Source organism: Sphingomonas trueperi (assembly GCF_040545665.1).
Taxonomy (GTDB): domain Bacteria; phylum Pseudomonadota; class Alphaproteobacteria; order Sphingomonadales; family Sphingomonadaceae; genus Sphingomonas; species Sphingomonas trueperi_B.
Window position 1 is genome coordinate 53,695 of the sequence record NZ_JBEPMH010000003.1, and the last position, 19,692, is coordinate 73,386.

The 19,692-nt window shown below is 67.7% G+C and carries 24 protein-coding genes; 15 read left to right on the forward strand and 9 right to left on the reverse strand.

All coding sequences use genetic code 11. The features are described from left to right. Positions 1–4: 4 nt before the first annotated feature. Positions 5–394 (reverse strand): hypothetical protein, encoded by a 390-nt coding sequence (locus tag ABIC65_RS11025; protein WP_354308675.1) that lies wholly within the window; start codon positions 392–394, stop codon positions 5–7. 82 nt (positions 395–476) lie between these two features. Here ABIC65_RS11025 and ABIC65_RS11030 point away from each other — a divergent pair, with 82 nt between their 5' ends. The 10 genes from ABIC65_RS11030 to ABIC65_RS11075 all read left to right on the forward strand — a co-directional run bounded on the left by ABIC65_RS11030 (position 477) and on the right by ABIC65_RS11075 (position 10,452). Further along, positions 477–1,682, forward strand: coding sequence for a sensor histidine kinase (locus ABIC65_RS11030; RefSeq protein WP_354308676.1), 1,206 nt, complete (start codon positions 477–479; stop codon positions 1,680–1,682). A gap of 88 nt (positions 1,683–1,770) precedes the next feature. Further along, positions 1,771–2,802, forward strand: a complete 1,032-nt coding sequence (locus tag ABIC65_RS11035; RefSeq protein WP_354308677.1) for a substrate-binding domain-containing protein — start codon at positions 1,771–1,773, stop codon at positions 2,800–2,802. A gap of 40 nt (positions 2,803–2,842) precedes the next feature. Beyond that, positions 2,843–4,219: a phosphate ABC transporter permease subunit PstC gene (gene pstC / locus ABIC65_RS11040; protein ID WP_354308679.1), complete on the forward strand. Its 1,377-nt coding sequence runs from the start codon at positions 2,843–2,845 to the stop codon at positions 4,217–4,219. Further along, positions 4,212–5,510 carry a phosphate ABC transporter permease PstA gene (gene pstA, locus ABIC65_RS11045; RefSeq protein ID WP_354308681.1) on the forward strand — a complete coding sequence of 433 codons (1,299 nt, stop codon included), beginning with the start codon at positions 4,212–4,214 and terminating at the stop codon, positions 5,508–5,510. The genes pstC and pstA overlap by 8 nt, the downstream gene beginning before the upstream one ends. Continuing rightward, positions 5,510–6,286, forward strand: a complete 777-nt coding sequence (gene pstB, locus ABIC65_RS11050; protein WP_354308683.1) for a phosphate ABC transporter ATP-binding protein PstB — start codon at positions 5,510–5,512, stop codon at positions 6,284–6,286. Before pstA ends, pstB begins: the two co-directional genes overlap by 1 nt. Continuing rightward, complete coding sequence (gene phoU / locus ABIC65_RS11055) at positions 6,286–6,987, forward strand: phosphate signaling complex protein PhoU (protein WP_354308684.1); 702 nt, start codon at positions 6,286–6,288, stop codon at positions 6,985–6,987. Before pstB ends, phoU begins: the two co-directional genes overlap by 1 nt. A gap of 10 nt (positions 6,988–6,997) precedes the next feature. Continuing rightward, on the forward strand, positions 6,998–7,690 hold the full coding sequence (gene phoB / locus ABIC65_RS11060; RefSeq protein WP_064314091.1) for a phosphate regulon transcriptional regulator PhoB: 693 nt from the start codon (positions 6,998–7,000) through the stop codon (positions 7,688–7,690). A gap of 125 nt (positions 7,691–7,815) precedes the next feature. Next, positions 7,816–8,274: a hypothetical protein gene (locus ABIC65_RS11065; RefSeq protein ID WP_354308686.1), complete on the forward strand. Its 459-nt coding sequence runs from the start codon at positions 7,816–7,818 to the stop codon at positions 8,272–8,274. A gap of 104 nt (positions 8,275–8,378) precedes the next feature. After that, positions 8,379–9,269 carry an SDR family NAD(P)-dependent oxidoreductase gene (locus ABIC65_RS11070; protein ID WP_354308688.1) on the forward strand — a complete coding sequence of 297 codons (891 nt, stop codon included), beginning with the start codon at positions 8,379–8,381 and terminating at the stop codon, positions 9,267–9,269. Between the two features lie 70 nt (positions 9,270–9,339). Further along, complete coding sequence (locus ABIC65_RS11075; RefSeq protein ID WP_354308689.1) at positions 9,340–10,452, forward strand: hypothetical protein; 1,113 nt, start codon at positions 9,340–9,342, stop codon at positions 10,450–10,452. 43 nt (positions 10,453–10,495) lie between these two features. Here the strand turns inward: ABIC65_RS11075 and ABIC65_RS11080 are convergent, their stop codons facing one another. Together ABIC65_RS11080 and epsC are read right to left on the reverse strand one after the other, a co-directional pair. Next, entirely contained in the window at positions 10,496–10,834 is a 339-nt protein-coding gene (locus ABIC65_RS11080) for a DUF2794 domain-containing protein (RefSeq protein ID WP_354308691.1), read from the reverse strand. Then, the gene (epsC, locus tag ABIC65_RS11085) at positions 10,834–11,523 is read right to left on the reverse strand and encodes a serine O-acetyltransferase EpsC (RefSeq protein WP_354308692.1); all 690 of its coding nucleotides are present in this window, start codon (positions 11,521–11,523) and stop codon (positions 10,834–10,836) included. The genes ABIC65_RS11080 and epsC overlap by 1 nt, the downstream gene beginning before the upstream one ends. A 155-nt stretch (positions 11,524–11,678) precedes the next feature. Between epsC and ABIC65_RS11090 the strand changes: the two genes are divergently transcribed. Together ABIC65_RS11090 and ABIC65_RS11095 are read left to right on the forward strand one after the other, a co-directional pair. Further along, positions 11,679–12,452, forward strand: a complete 774-nt coding sequence (locus ABIC65_RS11090; protein ID WP_354308694.1) for a sulfite exporter TauE/SafE family protein — start codon at positions 11,679–11,681, stop codon at positions 12,450–12,452. Positions 12,453–12,540: 88 nt separating this feature from the next. After that, complete coding sequence (locus tag ABIC65_RS11095; RefSeq protein WP_354308695.1) at positions 12,541–13,764, forward strand: acyltransferase family protein; 1,224 nt, start codon at positions 12,541–12,543, stop codon at positions 13,762–13,764. Here ABIC65_RS11095 and ABIC65_RS11100 read toward each other — a convergent pair. Then, entirely contained in the window at positions 13,749–14,291 is a 543-nt protein-coding gene (locus ABIC65_RS11100) for a hypothetical protein (protein ID WP_354308696.1), read from the reverse strand. The genes ABIC65_RS11095 and ABIC65_RS11100 overlap by 16 nt on opposite strands. Before the next feature lie 206 nt (positions 14,292–14,497). On the opposite strand from ABIC65_RS11100, the gene ahpC reads away from it, so the two are divergent. From ahpC to ABIC65_RS11115, 3 genes are all read left to right on the forward strand, one after another. Next, on the forward strand, positions 14,498–15,061 hold the full coding sequence (gene ahpC / locus ABIC65_RS11105; RefSeq protein WP_066722263.1) for an alkyl hydroperoxide reductase subunit C: 564 nt from the start codon (positions 14,498–14,500) through the stop codon (positions 15,059–15,061). Between the two features lie 131 nt (positions 15,062–15,192). Next, positions 15,193–16,773 (forward strand): alkyl hydroperoxide reductase subunit F, encoded by a 1,581-nt coding sequence (gene ahpF, locus ABIC65_RS11110; protein ID WP_354308697.1) that lies wholly within the window; start codon positions 15,193–15,195, stop codon positions 16,771–16,773. A 56-nt stretch (positions 16,774–16,829) separates the two neighbouring features. Then, entirely contained in the window at positions 16,830–17,783 is a 954-nt protein-coding gene (locus ABIC65_RS11115; protein ID WP_436286729.1) for a hydrogen peroxide-inducible genes activator, read from the forward strand. Here the strand turns inward: ABIC65_RS11115 and ABIC65_RS11120 are convergent. From ABIC65_RS11120 to pgsA, 5 genes are read right to left on the reverse strand one after another with little or no spacing between them, the layout of a single operon-like run. Beyond that, positions 17,780–18,094, reverse strand: a complete 315-nt coding sequence (locus ABIC65_RS11120; RefSeq protein ID WP_354308701.1) for a type II toxin-antitoxin system RelE/ParE family toxin — start codon at positions 18,092–18,094, stop codon at positions 17,780–17,782. The two genes, ABIC65_RS11115 and ABIC65_RS11120, sit on opposite strands and share 4 nt — an antisense overlap. Then, positions 18,091–18,360, reverse strand: coding sequence for a ribbon-helix-helix domain-containing protein (locus ABIC65_RS11125; RefSeq protein WP_354308702.1), 270 nt, complete (start codon positions 18,358–18,360; stop codon positions 18,091–18,093). Before ABIC65_RS11125 ends, ABIC65_RS11120 begins: the two co-directional genes overlap by 4 nt. Before the next feature lie 33 nt (positions 18,361–18,393). After that, a complete protein-coding gene (locus ABIC65_RS11130; RefSeq protein ID WP_354308703.1) occupies positions 18,394–18,831 on the reverse strand; it encodes a molybdenum cofactor biosynthesis protein MoaE in 438 nt (145 codons plus the stop codon). Continuing rightward, positions 18,828–19,085: a molybdopterin converting factor subunit 1 gene (moaD, locus tag ABIC65_RS11135; protein ID WP_354308704.1), complete on the reverse strand. Its 258-nt coding sequence runs from the start codon at positions 19,083–19,085 to the stop codon at positions 18,828–18,830. Before moaD ends, ABIC65_RS11130 begins: the two co-directional genes overlap by 4 nt. Then, positions 19,085–19,639 carry a CDP-diacylglycerol--glycerol-3-phosphate 3-phosphatidyltransferase gene (gene pgsA / locus ABIC65_RS11140; protein ID WP_354308706.1) on the reverse strand — a complete coding sequence of 185 codons (555 nt, stop codon included), beginning with the start codon at positions 19,637–19,639 and terminating at the stop codon, positions 19,085–19,087. The genes moaD and pgsA overlap by 1 nt, the downstream gene beginning before the upstream one ends. Positions 19,640–19,692: the final 53 nt, after the last annotated feature.

A 19,692-nucleotide genomic window follows, 5' to 3' on the forward strand; every position in this document is an offset into this window, starting at 1 on the left:
CCCCTCAGCCGCGCGGCATCTGCAGCGAGGCGAAGCAGGTGAAGCCGCTGGTCCCGCGCTGCAGGCGGCGGATGTAATTGGTATAGGCGCGGCTCGCCTGGGGGTCGGTGCCCGGCAGCGTGCCGCCGCCCAGCGCGCGCTTGACGTCCTGCGCCTTGAAGTTGCGACCGGGTGCCGGGAAGGCGCCGGGGGTGCGGGCGGGCACCACACGACCGTCGGGTGCGATATAGCTGCCCGCGCGGCCGGGATCGGTAACCGGAATCTCGCACTGCATCACCGAGGCGTTGGTCTGCGCCAGCGCCGGGCGGATCGAGACGATCGCGGCCGCACTCGCGGCGCCGAGCATCAGCGCACGCCGGCGGGTCGGCTGTTCTTCTGGTTTGGGATCGTCCATCGCTCTCTTCTTCTGCGCCCGCGCCCATTTCGCAATCGTAAATACGGGCTCGTCTTGGGACGATTGCACGCTAGAAGGCGCCATGCTTTCGGCCCATGGCTTCCGAATCAGCCTCGCACTGGGTGTCGCCGCGCTGTCGGCGGTCGTCGGGCTGTTGGTCGGCGGCGACTTGCAACTGACGCTGGTGCTGCTGGTCGGTGCCATCGCAGCGGTGCTGATCGTCGCGATCGGCGGCGATCCCGCTCCCGCACCGCGCGACGATGCCGCCGCCGCGGACCGCGACCCGGCTTTCGCCGAGGTGATCGAAGCGATCGCCGAGCCGGTGCTGGTGACCGCCGCCACCCGCGTGATCGCCGCCAACGCCGCCGCGCGCGCACTGCTCGGCGAGCATATCCTGGGGGAGGACGTACGCCTCGCGATCCGCCACCCCGCCGCCGCCGAACGCCTGCTCGATCCGGGCGAGGACCATAGCGCGCCGATTCACCTGGTCGGGCTCGGCACCCGTGAGCAGCGTTGGGAAATGCGCGTCCGCACGCTGGAGACCGGCGAGCGCGTCGTCCACCTCGTCGACCGCACCGGCAGCTATACCGCCGACCGGATGCGCGTCGATTTCGTCGCCAATGCCAGCCACGAGCTGCGCACCCCGCTCGCCTCGCTGCTGGGCTATGTCGAGACGCTGGCCGACGGCGCCGGCGAGGAACCGGAGATCCGCGCCCGCTTCCTCAAGATCATGCACGACGAGGCGCGGCGCATGGACCGGCTGATCAGCGACCTGATCTCGCTGAGCCGGATCGAGGCGGAGAAATATCGTGCGCCGGCGGAGTCGGTGCAGCTCGCCGAGCTGATCGGCCAAGTCTGCACCGAGCTTTCGGGCAGCCCCCGCGCCGCCGATCTGGTGACCGAGATTGAAGGGGTGCCGCCGGTGCGCGGCGATCGCACCCAACTAAGCCAACTGCTCCACAATCTGATCGGCAACGCGATGAAATACGGCCGCGCAGGCACGCCGGTGACCGTCTCGCTGCGCAGCGAGGGCGACACGATGGTCCGCTTCGCCGTTGCCGACCAGGGCGAGGGCATCCCGGCCGAGCATATTCCGCGCCTTACCGAGCGCTTTTATCGCGTCGATTCGGGACGGAGCCGCTCGCTGGGCGGCACCGGGCTGGGCCTCGCCATCGTCAAGCATGTGGTCGAGCGCCACCGCGGACGGTTCGATATCGCGTCCACCGTCGGCGTCGGCACCACCGTCTCGGTGCGGCTGCCGATCGAGCCGAGTGTCATAAAGTCGTAACGCGATTGCCGGATGGGCGAAGCGTGGGAAGCGAGGCGCAGACTCCGCGATCCGGAACACCGCCATCCTCGGGGAGCAAGAAGTGACGATGCTGGGTCGTCTAGCGCTGATCGCCTTCGGCACGCTCGCCCTGTCGGCGTGCGACGGCAGCGCCACGCGCGAAATCCGCGTCGTCGGCTCGTCCACCGTCTATCCCTTCACCACCGCGGTGGCGGAGGCCTTTGTCAACGCGCGCAGCGGCCGCAAGGCGCCGGTGGTGGAATCGATCGGCAGCGGTGCGGGCCTGCGCCGTTTCTGCGAGGGCGTGGGCGCGCAGTTCCCGGACATCGCCAATGCCTCGCGCCGGATGACGCGCAAGGAATATGATCGCTGCGAAGAGAATGACGTCGGCGAGATCCTCGAGATCGTGATCGGGCTGGATGGGGTGGCACTCGCGGAATCGAACCAGGGGCCCAAGCTCCAGCTGAGCAAGCGCGACGTCTATCTGGCGCTCGCCGCCAAGCCGCTCGGCAAGCCCAACACCGCGCGCACCTGGCAGGACGTGAACCCCAGCCTCCCCGCGATCCCGATCCTGGTGATGGGCCCGCCCTCGACCAGCGGCACCCGCGACGCCTTCGTCGAGCTGATGCTTGCCCCCGGCTGCCTGGAAGCAGACCCCAACGCGACCAAGCTCAAGGCCGAGGCGGATCCTTCGCACTATGACGCCGAATGCCGCCGCATCCGCGACGACGGACCCTATGTGGACAAGGGCGAGAACGACAATCTGATCGTCCAGGGGCTGGCGCAGAACCCCAATGCGCTGGGCATCTTCGGCTATTCCTATCTCGAAGAAAACCGCAACCGGCTGCACGGCGTGCCGATCGAAGGCGTGGCGCCCACCTATGCGACGATCGCCGACGGCCAGTATCCGGGCGCCCGCCCGCTCTACCTCTATGTGAAGAAACGCCACCTCAAGGCCGTGCCGGGGCTGAAGGATTTCCTGACGCTCTACACCACGCTGTGGGGCCCGGGCGGGCCGCTGGTGAAGCGCGGGCTGATCGCGGCGCCCGAGGCGATGCGCGCCGAGATGGCGAAGCGCGTGGCCGATCTCACCCCGCTCGATCCGGCCGCGCTCAAGTGACCCCGCCCCCCGCCCCCCATCCTGCCGAGATCCTCCGCCGGTGAACCCCTTCGCGTTATCGTTCCTGATCCTGGGCCTTGGGCTGATCGGCTGGCTGACCGCGCGGGCGCGCGCGCTGCGCTTCGATCGCGGGGGTGCCAAGCGGCTGCATTCGCTCCCGGCGCAGCATGGCTGGTTCGTCGGCATGTGGACGATCCTGCCGCCGCTGCTGTTCCTGGTCGTCTGGTCGGGGATCAGCCCCGGCCTCGTCCGCCAGACCGTGCTGCAGAGTCCCGTCGCCGCCGGCCTCTCCGACTTCGCCTTCGAGCGCGATTCGGTGCTCGCCCAGGCGCGCGCGGTGGCGAAGAACCCGTACGAGACCGAAGCCGATCCGCTCGCCCGCCAGCTTGCCCCTGTCGTGCGCGACGCGAGCCGCCGCTATGCCTGGACCGGCACCGCGGCCGCCGTGCTGCTCGCCTTTGCCGGTGCCGCCTTCGCGCTGAGCCGCATCCGCGCCGATTTCCGGGCCCGCTCCAAGGTGGAGCGCACATTGATGATGGGGCTGCTCGTCGCCTCGCTGATCGCGATCTTCACCACCATCGGCATTTTCGTCTCGCTCTTCTGGGAATCGCTGCGCTTCTTCCAGCAAGTGCCGATCACCCAGTTCCTGTTCGGCACCCATTGGAGCCCGCAGGTGATCGACGCGAAGGATCCCGGCGCGTCGCTAGGCGCGGTGCCGCTGTTCTGGGGCACCTTCTTAATCGGCGCGGTGATCGCGATGCTGGTCGCGATTCCCTTCGGGCTGATGAGCGCGGTGTACCTCACCCAATATGCCTCGCCGACCACGCGCCGCTGGATGAAGCCGACGCTGGAGATGCTCGCGGGCGTCCCCACCGTGGTCTATGGCTATTTCGCCGCGCTCACCGTCGCGCCCGCCGTGCGCAGGCTCGCGGTGCTGCTCGGCGATCCCTTCGCCTCCTCCGAAAGCGCGCTGGCGGCAGGCCTGGTGATGGGCGTGATGATCATCCCCTTCGTTTCCTCGATGGCCGATGATTCCCTCGCCGCGGTGCCGACCTCGATGCGCGACGGCAGCCTGGCCATGGGGGCGACGACCAGCGAGACGATCACGCGCGTGCTCGTCCCCGCTGCGCTGCCGGGCGTGGTCGCGGGCGTGCTGCTCGCCGTCAGCCGCGCGATCGGCGAGACGATGATCGTGGTGATGGCCGCCTCGGGCGCCGCGACGATCACGCTCAACCCGCTGCAGAGCGCCACCACCGTCACCAAGCAGATCGTCGACCTGCTGACCGGCGAGGCCGAGTTCGACAGTCCCAAGACACTCGCTGCCTTTGCGCTGGGGCTGACGCTGTTCGTCATCACCCTGCTGCTCAACATCGTCGCGCTGCGCGTCGTGAAGAAGTATCGCGAAGCCTATGAGTAAGCCCGCCGCCCAGGCCGAGCGCCGGCCGACCGACTGGAACAGCCCGGCGATGCAGAAGCGCATCCGCCGCCGCTATGCCGCCGAGCGGCGCTTTCGCGTGCTGGGTGCAGGCGCGGTGATCCTGTCGGCGGCGTTCCTCGGCTTCCTGCTGCTGACCATGGTGGCGCAGGGCTGGCGCGGCTTCACCGTCACCGAACTCGCGCTGCCGATCGACCTGAAGGCGGACGGCCTCAAGATCGAGCGCAACCAACTCGCCACCCCCGCCGCCGATCTCGCGCTCGCGAGCGCGGGGCTGGAGGACGTGGTAGACAATGCCGCGACCCGTGCCTTCGGTGCAGACGGTGCCAGCTACCTTGCCCCCAGCGCCTGGCTGGCGGTGCGCAGCGCGGTGAAGCGCGATCCCTCGCTGCTCGAGCGGCGCGCGACCGTCTATGTCCCCGCCGCCACCGGCTTCGACCGTGCGCTGGCTGGGGACGGCGACCCGGCGATGGAGGCGGGAGTCGCCCGGCTCACCCAGCAGGGTGCGATCCGGCGAGGCTTCAACTGGACGTTCCTCAGCGAGTCCGATTCGACCGATCCGGTCGCGGTCGGCGTGTGGGGGGCGCTCAAGGGCTCGCTGCTCACCATGGCGATCACCTTCCTCATCGCCTTCCCGGTGGGCGTGCTCTCGGCAATCTATCTCGAGGAATATGCGCCGAAGAACCGCTGGACCGATTTGATCGAGGTCTCGATCAACAACCTCGCGGCGGTGCCTTCGATCATCTTCGGCCTGCTGGGGCTCGCCGTGTTCCTCGGCATCTGGCAGATCGGCGGGCACAGCTTCGGCCCGATGCTGCCGCGCTCGGCGCCTTTGGTCGGCGGCGTGACACTGGCGCTGATGATCATGCCCGTCATCGTCATCGCCAGCCGCAACGCGATCAAGGGGGTGCCCCCGTCGATCCGCGACGCCGCGCTCGGCATCGGCGCGAGCCCGATCCAGGTGGTGTTCCACCACGTTCTGCCGCTGGCGATGCCCGGCATCCTCACCGGCACGATCATCGGCATGGCCCGCGCGCTGGGCGAGACCGCGCCGCTGCTGCTGATCGGCATGCGCGCCTTCATCGTCACCGCGCCCGGCGGCTTCACCGATCCCTCGACCGTGCTGCCGGTGCAGATCTTCCTCTGGTCCGACGAAGTCAGCCGCGGCTTCGTCGAGAAGACGAGCGCCGCGATCCTGGTGCTGCTCGCGGTGCTGCTCGCGATGAACGGGCTCGCCATCTACCTCCGCAACAAGTTCGAGACCCGCTGGTAATGACCGCCCTCTCCCCCGCTCCCCACAAGATGTCGGCCCGCGGCGTCAGCGTGTTCTACGGCCAGAAACAGGCCGTGAAGGACGTGTCGATCGACGTCGACATGGACAAGGTCACCGCGTTCATCGGCCCGTCGGGCTGCGGCAAGTCGACCTTCCTGCGCACCTTCAACCGCATGAACGACACCATCGCCAGCGCGCGGGTGTCGGGCGAGATCACGCTGGACGGCGCAGACATCTATGCCGACGACATGGACGTCGTGCAGCTGCGCGCGCGCGTCGGCATGGTGTTCCAGAAGCCCAACCCTTTTCCCAAGTCGATCTTCGAGAATGTCGCCTACGGGCCGCGCATCCACGGCCTGGCCGCCTCCAAGTCCGACCTGGAGGAGATCGTCGAGCGCTCGCTGAAGCGCGCGGGGCTGTGGGAAGAGGTGAAGGACCGCCTGTCCGACAGCGGCACCGCGCTTTCCGGCGGCCAGCAGCAGCGGCTGTGCATCGCCCGCGCGATCGCGGTCGACCCCGAAGTGATCCTGATGGACGAGCCGGCCAGCGCGCTCGATCCGATCGCCACCGCCAAGATCGAGGAGCTGATCCACGAGCTGCGCGGCCGCTATGCGATCGTGATCGTCACGCACAACATGCAGCAGGCTGCGCGCGTGTCGCAGCGCACCGCCTTCTTCCATCTCGGCCAGTTGGTCGAATATGGCGAGACCGACAACCTCTTCACCGCGCCCCGCGAAGAGCGCACGAAGGACTATATCACCGGAAGGTATGGCTGATGGCATCGGGCCACGAACACACGGTCAAGGCGTTCGACCAGGACATCGGCCAGCTGCGCGCGCTGATCTCGCAGATGGGCGGGCTCGCCGAGCAGGCGATCTACGACGCGATGAAGGCGCTGCAGCGCGGCGACGAGGCGCTGGCCAGGACCGTCCGCAAGAAGGACAAGCAGATCGATGCGATCGAGGCCGAGCTGGAAAAGCTGGTGGTTCGCGTCATCGCACTGCGTGCCCCGATGGCGGACGATCTGCGCGAGGTGATCGCTGCGCTGAAGATCGCCGCGGTGATCGAGCGGATCGGCGATTACGCCAAGAACATCGCCAAGCGCGTGCCGATGATCCACGCCGAGGGCGAGGAGCGGATCGAGGCGGTGTCGATCCTGCCGGCGATGGGGCAGCTGGCCGCCGACATGGTGCGCGCCGCGCTCGACGCCTTTTCGGCGCGCGACGCCAAGGCGGCGGCCGAGGTGCATGCGAGCGATACGGCGCTCGACGATTTCTACGACTCGATCTTCCGCACGCTGGTGACCTTCATGGTCGAGAATCCGCGCACGATCAGCCAGGTCGCGCACCTGCTGTTCGTCGCCAAGAATCTGGAGAGGATCGGCGACCACGCAACCAACGTCGCCGAAATGGTCTATTTTGCCGCGACCGGGCACTATCTCGCCGAAGCGGAAGCCGGCGAAAGCAGCGGGAGCTGAGGGGAACATAATGGCACGGGTCAAGATGCTGCTGGTGGAAGACGATGCCGCGATCGCGGAACTCGTCACCTGGCATTTCAAGCGCGAAGACTATGAAGTGAAGCACACCCCCGATGGCGAGGAAGCCCTGCTCCTCGCCAAGGAGGCGACGCCGGACATCGTGCTGCTCGACTGGATGGTCGAGGGGCTCTCCGGCATCGAGGTGTGCCGCCGCCTGCGCCGCATGCCGGAGACGGCGAACGTGCCGATCATCATGCTGACCGCGCGCGGCGAAGAGGAAGACCGCGTCCGCGGCCTGGAGACCGGCGCCGACGATTACGTCACCAAGCCCTTCTCGCCGCGCGAGCTGGTGGCGCGTGTCGGCGCGGTGCTGCGCCGCGTGCGACCGGCATTGGCGGGCGAGGCGCTCACCTATTCGGACATCGAGATGGACACGGTGGGCCACAAGGTCCGCCGCGGCGGCGAAGTAATCCAGCTCGGGCCGACCGAGTTCCGCCTGCTCAAGCATTTCCTCGAGCATCCGGGCTGGGTCTTCTCGCGCGAGCGGCTGCTGGACGCGGTGTGGGGGCACGACAGCGACATCGAATCGCGCACCGTCGACGTCCATATCCGGCGCCTGCGCAAGGCGATCAACAAGGGCAACCGTCCGGACATCATCCGTACGGTGCGCTCGGCCGGCTACGCGCTGGACGCGGGCAACTGAGCCGAAATCGAGGCGCGGCGGCGCTCGATCGCCGCGCCTCGACTCCAGCTTCCCGGAAACAAGGTTGCAACAATCCGCCGCGGCGGACGTTCGCACCTCGTCTTTCATGAAGAAGGAGACACAAGATGAAGTGGATGCTTCTCGCCTCGGCGATGGTCCTTAGCGGCACCGCCATTGCGCAGGACATGCCGGCGCAGCAGACGACGCCGGACCAGACCCAGGCACAGCCCGCCCCGCCGGCGGCACCGATGCCTGCGCCGCAGACCGATCCCGCCGCCCCGCCGCCCGCGCCGATGACCGGCACGATGGGCGCCGGCGAAGCGACGCCTCCGCCGCCTCCGCCCCCGCCGCCGCCGGGCTCGGGCGTCGCCCCCTCGCCGCCCCCGCCCCCGGGTACGACCGCGCCGGGCGCACCGCCGGCACCCCCGCCCCCGCCCGCTGATGCAGCGGCTCCGCCGCCCCCGGCAGCCGCGCCTGCCCCGGCTGCTGCTGCCGCACCGCCGCCCCCGCCGTCGGATCCGGCCAGCTATCCGCGTTGCTCGCGCACCGTGAAGGACCATTGCCGCCAGCCCGGCGGCAAGTAAGTCCTGCCTTTCCCTCCCCTCCCGCCCGCGGGAGGGGAGCAAGGTTGGCGTTCCGGCCAACCTCCCCTAGGCTCTCCGCAAAACCTTGTTGGAGAGCAGTGCCCATGACCATCCGCTTCGACGACCGCGTCGCCATCGTCACCGGTGCCGGCGGCGGGATCGGCCGTGCCTATGCGCTGGAACTGGCCAAGCGCGGCGCGCGCGTGGTGGTGAACGATCTGGGCGCGAGCCGCGACGGGTCGGGCCATTCCGATGCCGCCCGTGCGGTGGTCGCAGAGATCGAGGCGCTCGGCGGCGAGGCGATCGCCGATGGCGGCAGCGTCACCGATGCCGCGGCGATGGTCGCGATGGCAGAGGCCGCCAAGGCGCGCTGGGGCCGGATCGACATCCTGATCAACAATGCCGGCGTGCTCCGCGACCGCAGCTTCGCCAAGATGACGCCCGAGGACTTCGCCTTCGTCGTCGACGTCCACCTGATCGGCTCGGCCAACGTCACCAAGGCGGTTTGGGAATCGATGCGCGAACAAGGCTATGGCCGCATCCTGATGACCGCGTCCTCGACCGGCCTGTTCGGCAATTTCGGCCAGGCGAACTACGGCGCCGCCAAGCTCGGGCTGGCTGGGCTCACCAAGACGCTGCACCTCGAAGGCGCCAAGCACGACATCCGCGTCAACACCATCGCACCCGTCGCGGGCACGCGGATGACCGAGGACCTCTTCCCCGAAGCCGCGTTCGCCGCCTTCGCGCCGGAGCAGGTCGCCCCGGCCGCGCTGTTCCTGGTCTCCGAGCAGGCGCCGAGCAACATGATCGTCGGTGCCGGCGCGGGCGTGGTGCAGGCGGCCTATATCACCCTCACGCCGGGCGCAGTGCTGGCCGAGCCGACACCCGAGTCGGTCGCCGCGCAATGGGCGCAGATCGTCGACCGTAGCGGCGAGATCGTTCCCGGATCGGGCGCCGAGCAGACCATGGCCATCCTCAGCAGGCTGCAGCGTTAGCCTACGCGCATCACCGTATTGCATCAGCAATACACTCGTGGCATCTTCCGGCTACGAAGGAGGATTGCCGATGTATAGCGAAAGCGAACTGGCAGGCGCCGTGGAGGCGGGGGCACTCACCCCCGATGCCGCGACGGCGTTCCGCAACTATGTCGCCGCCAGCCGGGCCACGCCCGCGGTGGACGAAGAGCATTTTCGGCTGCTGAGCGGCTTCAACGACATCTTCGTCACCATCGCCGCGGCGCTGATCCTGCTGGCGATCGGCAAGCTGGGCGGCAGCCTGGTCGAAATGCTGACCGGGGGCGGCCCGGAGCCGCGCGTGGTCGGCGCGAACCTGATCGGCGGCGGTGCAGCGGTCGCGGCGACCAGTTGGATGCTCGCCGAATATTTCACCGCGCGGCGCCGCCTGGCGCTCCCCTCGATCCTGCTGCTGCTCGGCTTCGTCGGCGGCGCGGGCGCGACCATCGCGGGCCTGTTCGTGATCAACGGCGACTGGCTCACCGACACGCTGCACCTGACCAGCCAGGTCGCGCAGCAGCGCTTCGGCGGGACGATCGTGGCCGTAGCGGGCAGCCTGACCGCAGCCGCGGCCTGGGTCCATTGGCGGCGCTTCATGGTGCCGATCACGGTGGCTGCCGGCGCGCTGGCCGTCGTTGGGGTCTCGGTGGGCCTGATCCTCTCGCTGATCCCCGCCGCCAAGGAGTGGGTCAACGCGATCCTGCTGGTCGGCGGCATCGCGACCTTCGTGGCGGCGATGCGCTGGGACATGACCGATCTCGAACGCCGCACCCGTCGCGCCGACGTCGCCTTCTGGCTGCACCTCGCCGCCGCGCCGCTGATCGCGCACCCGATCTTCCGCATGCTCGGCGTGTTCGACGGCGAGATCGGCGCGCCGATGGCCGCGCTCGTCTTCGCGCTCTACCTGTTCTTCGCCTTCGTGGCGCTTGCGGTGGACCGGCGCGCGCTGCTCGTCTCCAGCCTCGCCTATGTGCTGTGGGCGATGTACTCGCTGTTCCACCAGAGCGGCGCGGTGGAGCTGAGCGCGGCATTCACCGGGCTGGTGATCGGCTCGGCGCTGCTGTCGCTCTCCGCCTTCTGGCACCCGATGCGCCGCGCTGCGGTGGGCATGCTGGGCGATTTCGCCCGGCGCCTGCCGCCGACCCAGCAGGGCGCGCTGGCCTGACGGCGTTTCCGATCCTCCCCCGCAAGGGGGAGGATATCCTTGCCTATTCTTCCACCAGCTTCATCAGCCGCCGCTCGACCGGCGCCAGCACCGGGCCGAGCTCGTGCCCGCGCTTCAGCACCGCGCCGCTCTCGTTGACCAGCGCCCACATGCCCTGGCGGTTGCGCAAGGACGGCCTTTTCTCGATCCGATATTCGGGCCGCTCGGCGGCGCGGCGAAACGCGGCGAAGACGGCGAAGTCCTTCTCGAACTGCATCGCATAGTCGCGCCAATGCCCGGCGGCGACCATCCGGCCGTAGAGATCGAGGATCCGGTTGAGTTCGAGGCGATCGAAGCCGACCTGCTCGGGCCGCGCGAGGGGGAGCGGGGTGACGGTTCCCATCAGGCCCGGTCGCGCCGTTCGGCCAGAGTCTCACGCTCGGCAATCATCGCGTCGAGCCGCTTGCGCAGCGTGTCCAGCTCGCTGCGCATCAGCTCCAGCTTCTGGCTGGCGGGATCGAACCCGTCGCTGCACGGCGTGCCATAGGGCACGAAATCCTTCTGCCAGGTCACCGCCTCGACCAAGGTCGGCTTGGCCGGGATGCCCACCATCACCGCGCCGGGCGCCACGTCCTTGGTGACGACGGCGTTGGCACCGATCCGCGCGCGCTCGCCCACCGTGATCGGCCCCAGCACCTGCGCGCCGGAGCCGATGATCACGCCGTCTAGCAGGGTCGGATGACGCTTGCCGCCCACGCCATTGTCGGGGCTGGTGCCGCCCAGCGTCACGCACTGGTAGATGGTGACGTTGTCGCCGATGATCGCGGTCTCGCCGATCACGACAAAGCCATGGTCGATGAAGAAATTGTCGCCGATCGTCGCCCCCGGATGGATGTCGATCGCTGTCATCCAGCGCGACCAGTGATTGACCAGCCGGGCGAGGAAGAAGAGGCGGCGCCGGAACAGGGCATGCGCGATACGGTGATAGCCGAGCGCCCAGACGCCCGGATAGAGCAGGATTTCCAGCCGGCTGCGCGGCGCGGGATCGCGCGCATGAATCGAATCGAGATAGCGCTTGAGACGCTGGTACATGGCCGGACCCCTTTGCAGCAGGCAAAATAGGGGAGCATGGCCGCGATTTCCAGCATCGCCCCGCGGCATGCCGGTCCCGTTCATACACTATCGGGGTTGTAGGATTTGACGGAACCCGCCATTTCGAGAGGCCGACCGCCGCAACAGGGGCATGGATGTTCGCCGGAATCACGCTCGCCGAAATGCTGCCCTATGTCGCCGTCGGTTTCGCCGCCCAGCTGGTGGACGGCGCCCTCGGCATGGCCTTCGGGGTCATTTCGAGCACGCTGCTGGTGAGCGTGCTGGGCATCGCGCCCGCCACCGCCTCGGCCGGCGTCCATCTGGTCGAGACGATGACCACCGGCGTCTCGGGACTCAGCCACGTCCTGCATCGCAACGTCAACTGGCGGCTGTTCGCGCGGCTGCTGATCCCGGGCATTATTGGCGGCGTGCTCGGCGCCTATGTGCTGACCACGCTCGACGCCTCGGTGACGCGGCCGTTCGTGATGGCCTATCTCTCGGCGATCGGGCTCTACCTGCTGTTCCGCGCGATCCGCTTCGCCCCCCACCACCGCGAACCGAAGATCGTCGAGCCGCTGGGCCTCGCCGGCGGGTTTCTCGATGCGGCGGGCGGCGGTGGCTGGGGGCCGGTGGTGACCAGCAACCTGCTCGTCCAGGGCGCGCAGCCGCGCACGACGATCGGCACGGTCAACACCACCGAATTCTTCCTGACGCTCACCATTTCGGCGACCTTCCTGTTCCATATCGGCGCACAGGGCTTCACCCCCGATTTCTGGCACCCGGTATTGGGGCTGCTGATCGGCGGCGTGGTTGCGGCACCGTTCGGGGCGATGTTCGCCAAGCGCATACCGACCCGGCTGCTCCTCAGCCTGGTCGGTATCGTGCTCACCGCGACCAGCGCGTTCAGCCTCTATCGCGCGCTCGCCTGAGCCGGTTGCGCGCGTACCGGACGTGCAAAGCTGGGATTCGCATGATACCCAAGGCAGCGACATCGCCGCGATGAGAGGTTAAACCGACGTGAGTCTTCCGGCCGACCCCTTCACGTTCAACTTCTTCCTCTTCTATCCCCTTTCGCTCCTTGCCGCGGTGCTCACCGGCGGTGCGCTGCGGCGGTTCGGCTTTCCGGTCCCCAAGGGCCCGCGCTTCGGCAATATCGACGGTCTGCGCGGTTTCCTGGCGCTTTCGGTGTTGAGCCATCATTTCTGGATCTGGACGCATGTCGTCGTGTTCGGGCAACCTTGGTCGGCGGCGGACCTGGCGATCGTCAACCAGCTCGGCGCGGGCGCCGTGGCGCTGTTCTTCATGATCACCGGGCTGGTCTTCTATCCCACGGCGCTCAAGGGAATCGGCAACGTCTTCTGGCCGAAGGTCTATATCGGCCGCTTCTTCCGCATCGTGCCGCTCGTAGCGGTGTCGTTCCTGATCATCTCGCTGGTGATCATGCTGCGGACCGGCGCGCGGCTCGATGCCGGCTATCCCCGCGCCGCGCTGGAATGGATCAGCGCGCATCGCGAAGTCCCGATCATGGGCTATGCCGATAGCGGGCTGGTCAACGCGCTCGTGCTTTGGTCGCTCTGGCAGGAATGGCTGTTCTACCTGATCCTGCTGCCCGGTACCGCGCTGGCGCTGCAGCTTGCCAAGGCGATGAAGCTGCCGAGCTGGACAGTGCCTGTTGGCGTACTGCTGGTGGGCATCGTCGCCCATTTCCTGCACTTCGCGCCGGGCCTGCTATCCTTCTGGCCGCTCTTCGCCGCGGGCATGCTGGCCTATGAGCTCTGCGGCCGCGATGCCGTCCGGCGCTGGCTGGCCTCACGGATCGCGGCGATCGTCGCCACGCTGGCGATGATCCCGGCCCTGACGCTGTTCGACCATGGGCTTACCCCGGCCTTCTTCCCCTTCGCCTTCTTCTTCTGCTGCGTGGCGGCGGGAAACCGCTTCGGCGGCATCTTCTCGCTGCCGGGTGCTGCGGTAGTGGGGGAGGTATCCTTCGGCATCTATCTGCTCCACGGCATCCTGCTGAACATCCTCTTCGTCGACGCGACGCCGATCGTGCAGGCGATGCCGGTGGCAGCGCTGCCGCTGCTGATCCCGGTGCTCGCGGTGCTGATCGTGCTGATCACCGCGGCAACCTATCTGCTGATCGAGCGCCCGGCATGGCGCTTCGGCAAGCGGGTAGGCGAACGGCTTCGCCCGTCCCCGGCGCGCATGACGGCGCCCGCGGGGGCTCAATCGCGCGGGTGATAGCGCGTCGCGGTCAGCCGCGCCGATACCGCGCAGCTCTTGGTATCGCGATAGCCGGCCTCGCGCAGCGCAACTCGGACCGCCGCGTCGCCGAAGGGCACTGCTTTGCCCTTCGGATAGATCGCCCATAAAGGCAGCCTTGTCGGCAGCGGCTGCGCGGCGATCAGCGCGTCGAGATCGGCGGGCTGCTCAACCACGCCCAGGAGCACCGCCGCCTCATCTGGAAACGCGGTGCAGGCGCCGTCGATCGCCGCAATCAGTTCGGGTTCGGTAGCGGGTGGGCCGACCCAATATGCTCGATCGCGTGCCAGCCCGAGCTTTTCACGGAGCGACGGCGGAACTTGCTGGATTGCCGCCATCCACTTCGCCACTGCAGACTCGCCGAGATGCAGCGCCACCGACTCTCCGCCGCAGTCGAAGCGTAGCAAGCCCGAGTCCACGCGAAGCGACTCAAGCCTCGATCGGGCGAAGTGCCGGCGAATGGCGCCGCGCAGGATCAGCGCGTCTGCTTCCAGCAGCAGCTTCACCTCCCCCGCCTCGCTGCCGACCTCCGCCCGGACGGTCGCTTCTCGCCCCATCGCAGCCTCCTCGTTCGCCGACCAACTCGATTAATGTTGCGCCACTGAGTGATATACTCGATCAGCCCAAGCGGGTCTTCCAATTTCACAGACCCGATGCGGCCGCCTATATCCGGCTTCGCAACAGCAACCCCCGTTCTGGAGGAACAACAATCATGGCTCTTATCGGCAGCACCATCAAGCCGTTCACCGCACAGGCCTACAAGGAAGGCAAGTTCGTCGAAGTCACCGACGCCGACGTGAAGGGCAAGTGGGCAGTCTTCTTCTTCTACCCGGCCGACTTCACCTTCGTGTGCCCGACCGAGCTGGAAGACCTCGCCGATATCTACCCGACCCTGCAGGGCATGGGCGTTGAAGTCTACTCGGTCTCGACCGACACCCACTTCAGCCACAAGGCGTGGCACGACACCTCGCCCGCGATCGGCAAGATCAACTATTACATGCTCGGCGACCAGAACCACACGATCTCGAACAACTTCGACGTTCTGCGTGCAGGCCAGGGCCTGGCGGACCGCGGCACCTTCGTTGTGGACCCGGACGGCGTGATCCAGATCATGGAAGTCACTTCGGAAGGCGTTGGCCGCAACGCCCAGGAACTGCTCCGCAAGATCAAGGCCGCACAGTATGTCGCCGCCCACCCGGGCGAAGTCTGCCCCGCCAAGTGGGAAGAAGGCGCCGAGACCCTCGCGCCGTCGCTCGACCTGGTCGGCAAGATCTAACAACCGATCCTCTTCGGAGGATCGAAGAATACGGCGCCCGCCCCTGCCCCCCTTGCGGGCGCCGGTTGCGACCCGGAGCGGATACCCCCTCCGCTCCGGGTCGTTTTAGTAGAAGATACAGGAGTTTTCCTATGCTCGACGCCACTCTGACGCAGCAGCTCAAGGGCTATCTCGTGAACATCCGCGAGCCGATCGAGCTCGTTGCCAGCCTGGGCGACGACGCCAAGTCGCGCGAGCTGGGCGAGCTGCTGGCGGCCATCGCCGCGCTTTCCGACAAGATCGACCTCGTCCACGCCGACGACAAGCGCAAGCCCAGCTTCATGATCCGCCGCAAGGGCACCGATATCGGCGTGCGCTTCGCCGGCATCCCGATGGGCCACGAGTTCACCTCGCTGGTGCTCGCGCTGCTCCAGGTCGGCGGTCACCCCAGCAAGGCGGCGCAGGAGCTGATCGAGCAGGTCCGCAACATCGAGGGCGAGTTCAGCTTCGAGACCTATTTCTCGCTGTCGTGCCAGAACTGCCCGGACGTGGTGCAGGCACTGAACCTGATGGCGGTGCTCAACCCCAATATCCGCCACGTCGCGATCGACGGCGCGCTGTTCAAGGAAGAGGTCGAAGGCCGCAAGGTCATGGCCGTGCCGACCGTCTACCTGAACGGCGAACCCTTCGCCTCGGGCCGGATGGACCTGGAGCAGATCGTCGCCAAGATCGACACCGGCGCCGAAGCCCGCGCGGCCGAGAAGATCAAGCAGAAGGATCCGTTCGAGGTACTGATCATCGGCGGCGGCCCTGCAGGGGCTGCGGCGGCGATCTATACCGCGCGCAAGGGCATCCGCGTCGGTGTCGCGGCGGAGCGTTTCGGCGGCCAGGTGCTCGACACGATGGGCATCGAGAACTTCATCTCGGTCTCGCACACCGAAGGCCCCAAGCTCGTCGCCCAGCTCGAGCAGCATGTGAAGGACTATGACGTCGACGTCATGAACCTGCAGCGCGCCGAGAAGCTGATCCCGGCGAAGCGCGAGGGCGGCCTGCACGAGGTTGTGCTGGCAAACGGCGCGAGCCTGAAGGCCAAGGCGATCATCCTCTCCACCGGCGCACGCTGGCGGCAGATGAACGTGCCCGGCGAGGACGAGTACAAGAATAAGGGCGTGGCCTATTGCCCGCACTGCGACGGCCCGCTGTTCAAGGGCAAGCGCGTTGCGGTGATCGGCGGCGGCAACTCGGGCGTAGAGGCCGCGATCGACCTGGCCGGCATCGTCGCGCATGTCACGCTGATCGAGTATGACAGCCAGCTGCGCGCCGACGCGGTGCTGCAGCGCAAGCTCGCCAGCCTGCCCAACGTCAAGATCCTCACCTCGGCGATGACCACCAAGGTCATCGGCGACGGCGAGAAGGTCTCGGGCCTCAGCTACAAGGACCGCAATACCGGCACCGAGCACGACATCGCGCTGGAAGGCATCTTCGTCCAGATCGGCCTGGTGCCCAACACCGAATGGCTGAAGGACGCGGTGGCGCTCACCAATCGCGGCGAGATCGAGATCGACGCGCGCGGCGAGACCAGCCAGCCCGGCATCTTCGCGGCGGGCGACTGCACCACCGTGCCGTACAAGCAGATCGTGATCGCGATGGGCGCGGGTTCGACCGCGGCGCTCTCGGCCTTCGACTATATGATCCGCTTGCCGGAAGAAGAACTTCAGGCCGCTGCCGCCTGAGCCCCTGCGCTCCCCCGATTGCCTCGCGCGCTCGGGGGAGCGGCTATTCGCTTCCCATGTTCGGAAACGCCACTATATACCCGCTCGACCATCGAGAGAGGCGATTAGTGGCGCAAACCTACCTCCCTACCCTGAAGCAGCTGCAATATCTGGTGGCGCTCAACGATGCCGGCCATTTCGGCCGCGCCGCGGAGGCGTGCTTCGTCACCCAGTCGACCCTCTCCGCCGGTATCCGCGAGCTGGAGACGCTGATCGGCGTCGTGCTGGTCGAGCGGACCCGCCGGGTGGTGCGCTTCACGCCGCTGGGCGAGCGGATCGTCGAGAAGGCCCGCCGCGTGCTGCGGGAGGCGGACGAGCTGGGCGACCTCGCCCGCGCCGCCGGCCGTCCGCTCTCGGGCGAGATGCGGATGAGCGTCATTCCCACCATCGCGCCCTTCCTGCTGCCGCGCATCCTGCCGCGGCTGCGCGAGCAATATCCCGATCTCAAGCTCTATCTGCGCGAGGAGACCAGCGGCCAGGCCTGCGAGGCGCTCAGCCATGGCCGCACCGACTGCGTGCTGCTCGCTTTGCCCTTTTCCTGCGGCGACGTGGAAAGCGCTCCGCTGTTCGACGACCGGCTGTTCGTCGCCTTTCGCGAGGGCGAGATGGACCCCAATGGCGCGATCCATCCGAACGCGATCGACGAGACCCGGCTGCTAATGCTGGAAGACGGCCACTGCCTGAAGGACCATGCGCTCGCCGCCTGCAACCGCCCGGAGATGCGCGCCGAGGCGACGATGCTCGGCACCTCGCTGCACACCATGGTGCAGATGGTCGACAACGGCCTCGGCGTGACGATGCTGCCGGAAATGGCGGTGGACGCCGGCATCCTGGAGCACACCTCGGTCAAGGCGCGGCCGCTGGATTCGGTCAATGCCTCGCGCCACATCGCGCTGGTCTGGCGCAAGGCGTCCCCCCGCGAACGGGATTTCCGCCTGCTCGCGGACGTGCTGACCGCGGCGCGTACCTAGGGCTCCCAGACGGCGCGGAGCTGCTCCAGCTGATGCATGCGCTCGTGGAGGATGGTGACGATCCCGATCACGCCGTCCGAGCGCTCGCGCCAATAGACGATGTGGTGCTCCGCTCGCGCGAAATATAGCGGAACGCCGAATTCCGCCGGTAGCGGGCGCCATGGAACCCGTTTGGCCGCAATCGCTCCACATCGCTCGAACAACGTGCGAATGTAGGCGTCCGCTTGGTCCTCGCCCCACTGATCGGCCGTGTACTCGTAAATCTCATCGAGCCGACGGTCGGCGGCAGGCTCGATGAAGAAGCCGCTCATCGTGCGGCGCGCCGTGCGCGGTTGCGTTCCAAAACCTCGTCGGCGGTGACGTAGATATAGTCCTCGTCCGGCGTCGCGAAAGCGCGCTGCAGCTCGGCCTTGAGCGTCTCGAACATCTCGCGCTCGACCCGCTCCTTGTCGCGACGGATCAGGTCGCGGACATATTCGCTGACATTCTCGTACAGCCCGTCCTCGCCGACGTTTCGAGCAACGAAGTCGCTCAAGGGGCCGGAGACTCGGACGTTGAGGTTCATCGGCTTGGTCATGGCTGTACAGATATCATGGAATATCCTGTACAGCTACGCCCAGCCGGCGGCGGCCTCCGCATCGGTGGCACGCGGCTCCACCCAGCGCGTGCCGCCTGCCAGCCATTCCCGCTTCCAGAACGGCGCGTCGGTCTTGAGCCGGTCGATCAGATACGCACACGCCTCCAGCGCCTCGCGCCGGTGCGCCGCCGCCGTGCCGACGAACACGATCCGCTCGCCCGCGGTCATCCGGCCGACCCGGTGGACGATGGTGACGCCGAGCAGGTTCCAGCGATCGATCGCCGCCTCGGCCAGCGCGCAGAGCGCCGCCTCGGTCATGCCGGGATAATGCTCCAGCTCCAGCGCCTCGACGCCGTCGTCGGTGCGCACCACGCCGGTGAACGTCGCGACGCCGCCGGCGCCGCGCTCTTCCAGGGCCGCGACTTCCACGCCGAGCTCGATCGGCGCCGGATCGACCGAGACGCGGATCATCCGCCCGTCACCGGCGGGAAGATCGCGACTTCGCGCGCACTGCCCAGCAGCGCATCCAGCGGCACGAACCGCTGGTCGATCGCAGCGCGGAGCTTTGCCGGCTCGGCAAAGGCGGCGGCATGGCCGTCGCTCTGCTGCGACAGCCAGTCGATCAGGTCGGCGACGTTGCGCACCGCCTCGGGCGGGTCGACCTGTTCCTCGCCGGTGCCGATCCGCTCGCGCACCCAGGCGAAGTAGAGCATCGAAATGGTCATCAGCTGTCCATATGGCTCAAGCCGACGCGGAGATAGTCCCAGCCGGTGATCGCCGTCAGCACCGCCGCGCCCCACAAGGTGGTGAGTCCCACCACCATCACCCAGCCCCAGTCCGGCACCGCGCCCGAAAGGATGAGTGCGCCCAGCGACACCAGTTGCAGCGTCGTCTTCCACTTGGCGAGACGGGAGACCGGCACCGAGACCTGGATGCCGCCCAGAAACTCGCGCAGCCCCGAAACCGCGATCTCACGCAGCAGGATCACCAGTGCCGCGATGACGTGCCAGTCGGCGATCACGCCCTTGCCCACCAGGATCAGGATCACCGCCGCGACCATGATCTTGTCGGCGATCGGATCGAGGAACACGCCGAGCTTCGACACCGTCCCCTGCGCGCGCGCCAGATAACCGTCGAAATAATCGGTGATGCCCATCAGGCAATAGAGCGCGAAGGCGATCGCATATCCGGGCGTCCAATGTGGCCACCACAGGAATCCCACCAGCAGCGGCACCATGAAGATGCGCGACAGGGTGAGAATGTTCGGCAACGTCAACATCGGCAAAGCCCTAGCACCGGCTTCGGCGCAGCGGGAGGGTCAAAGGTCCGGGC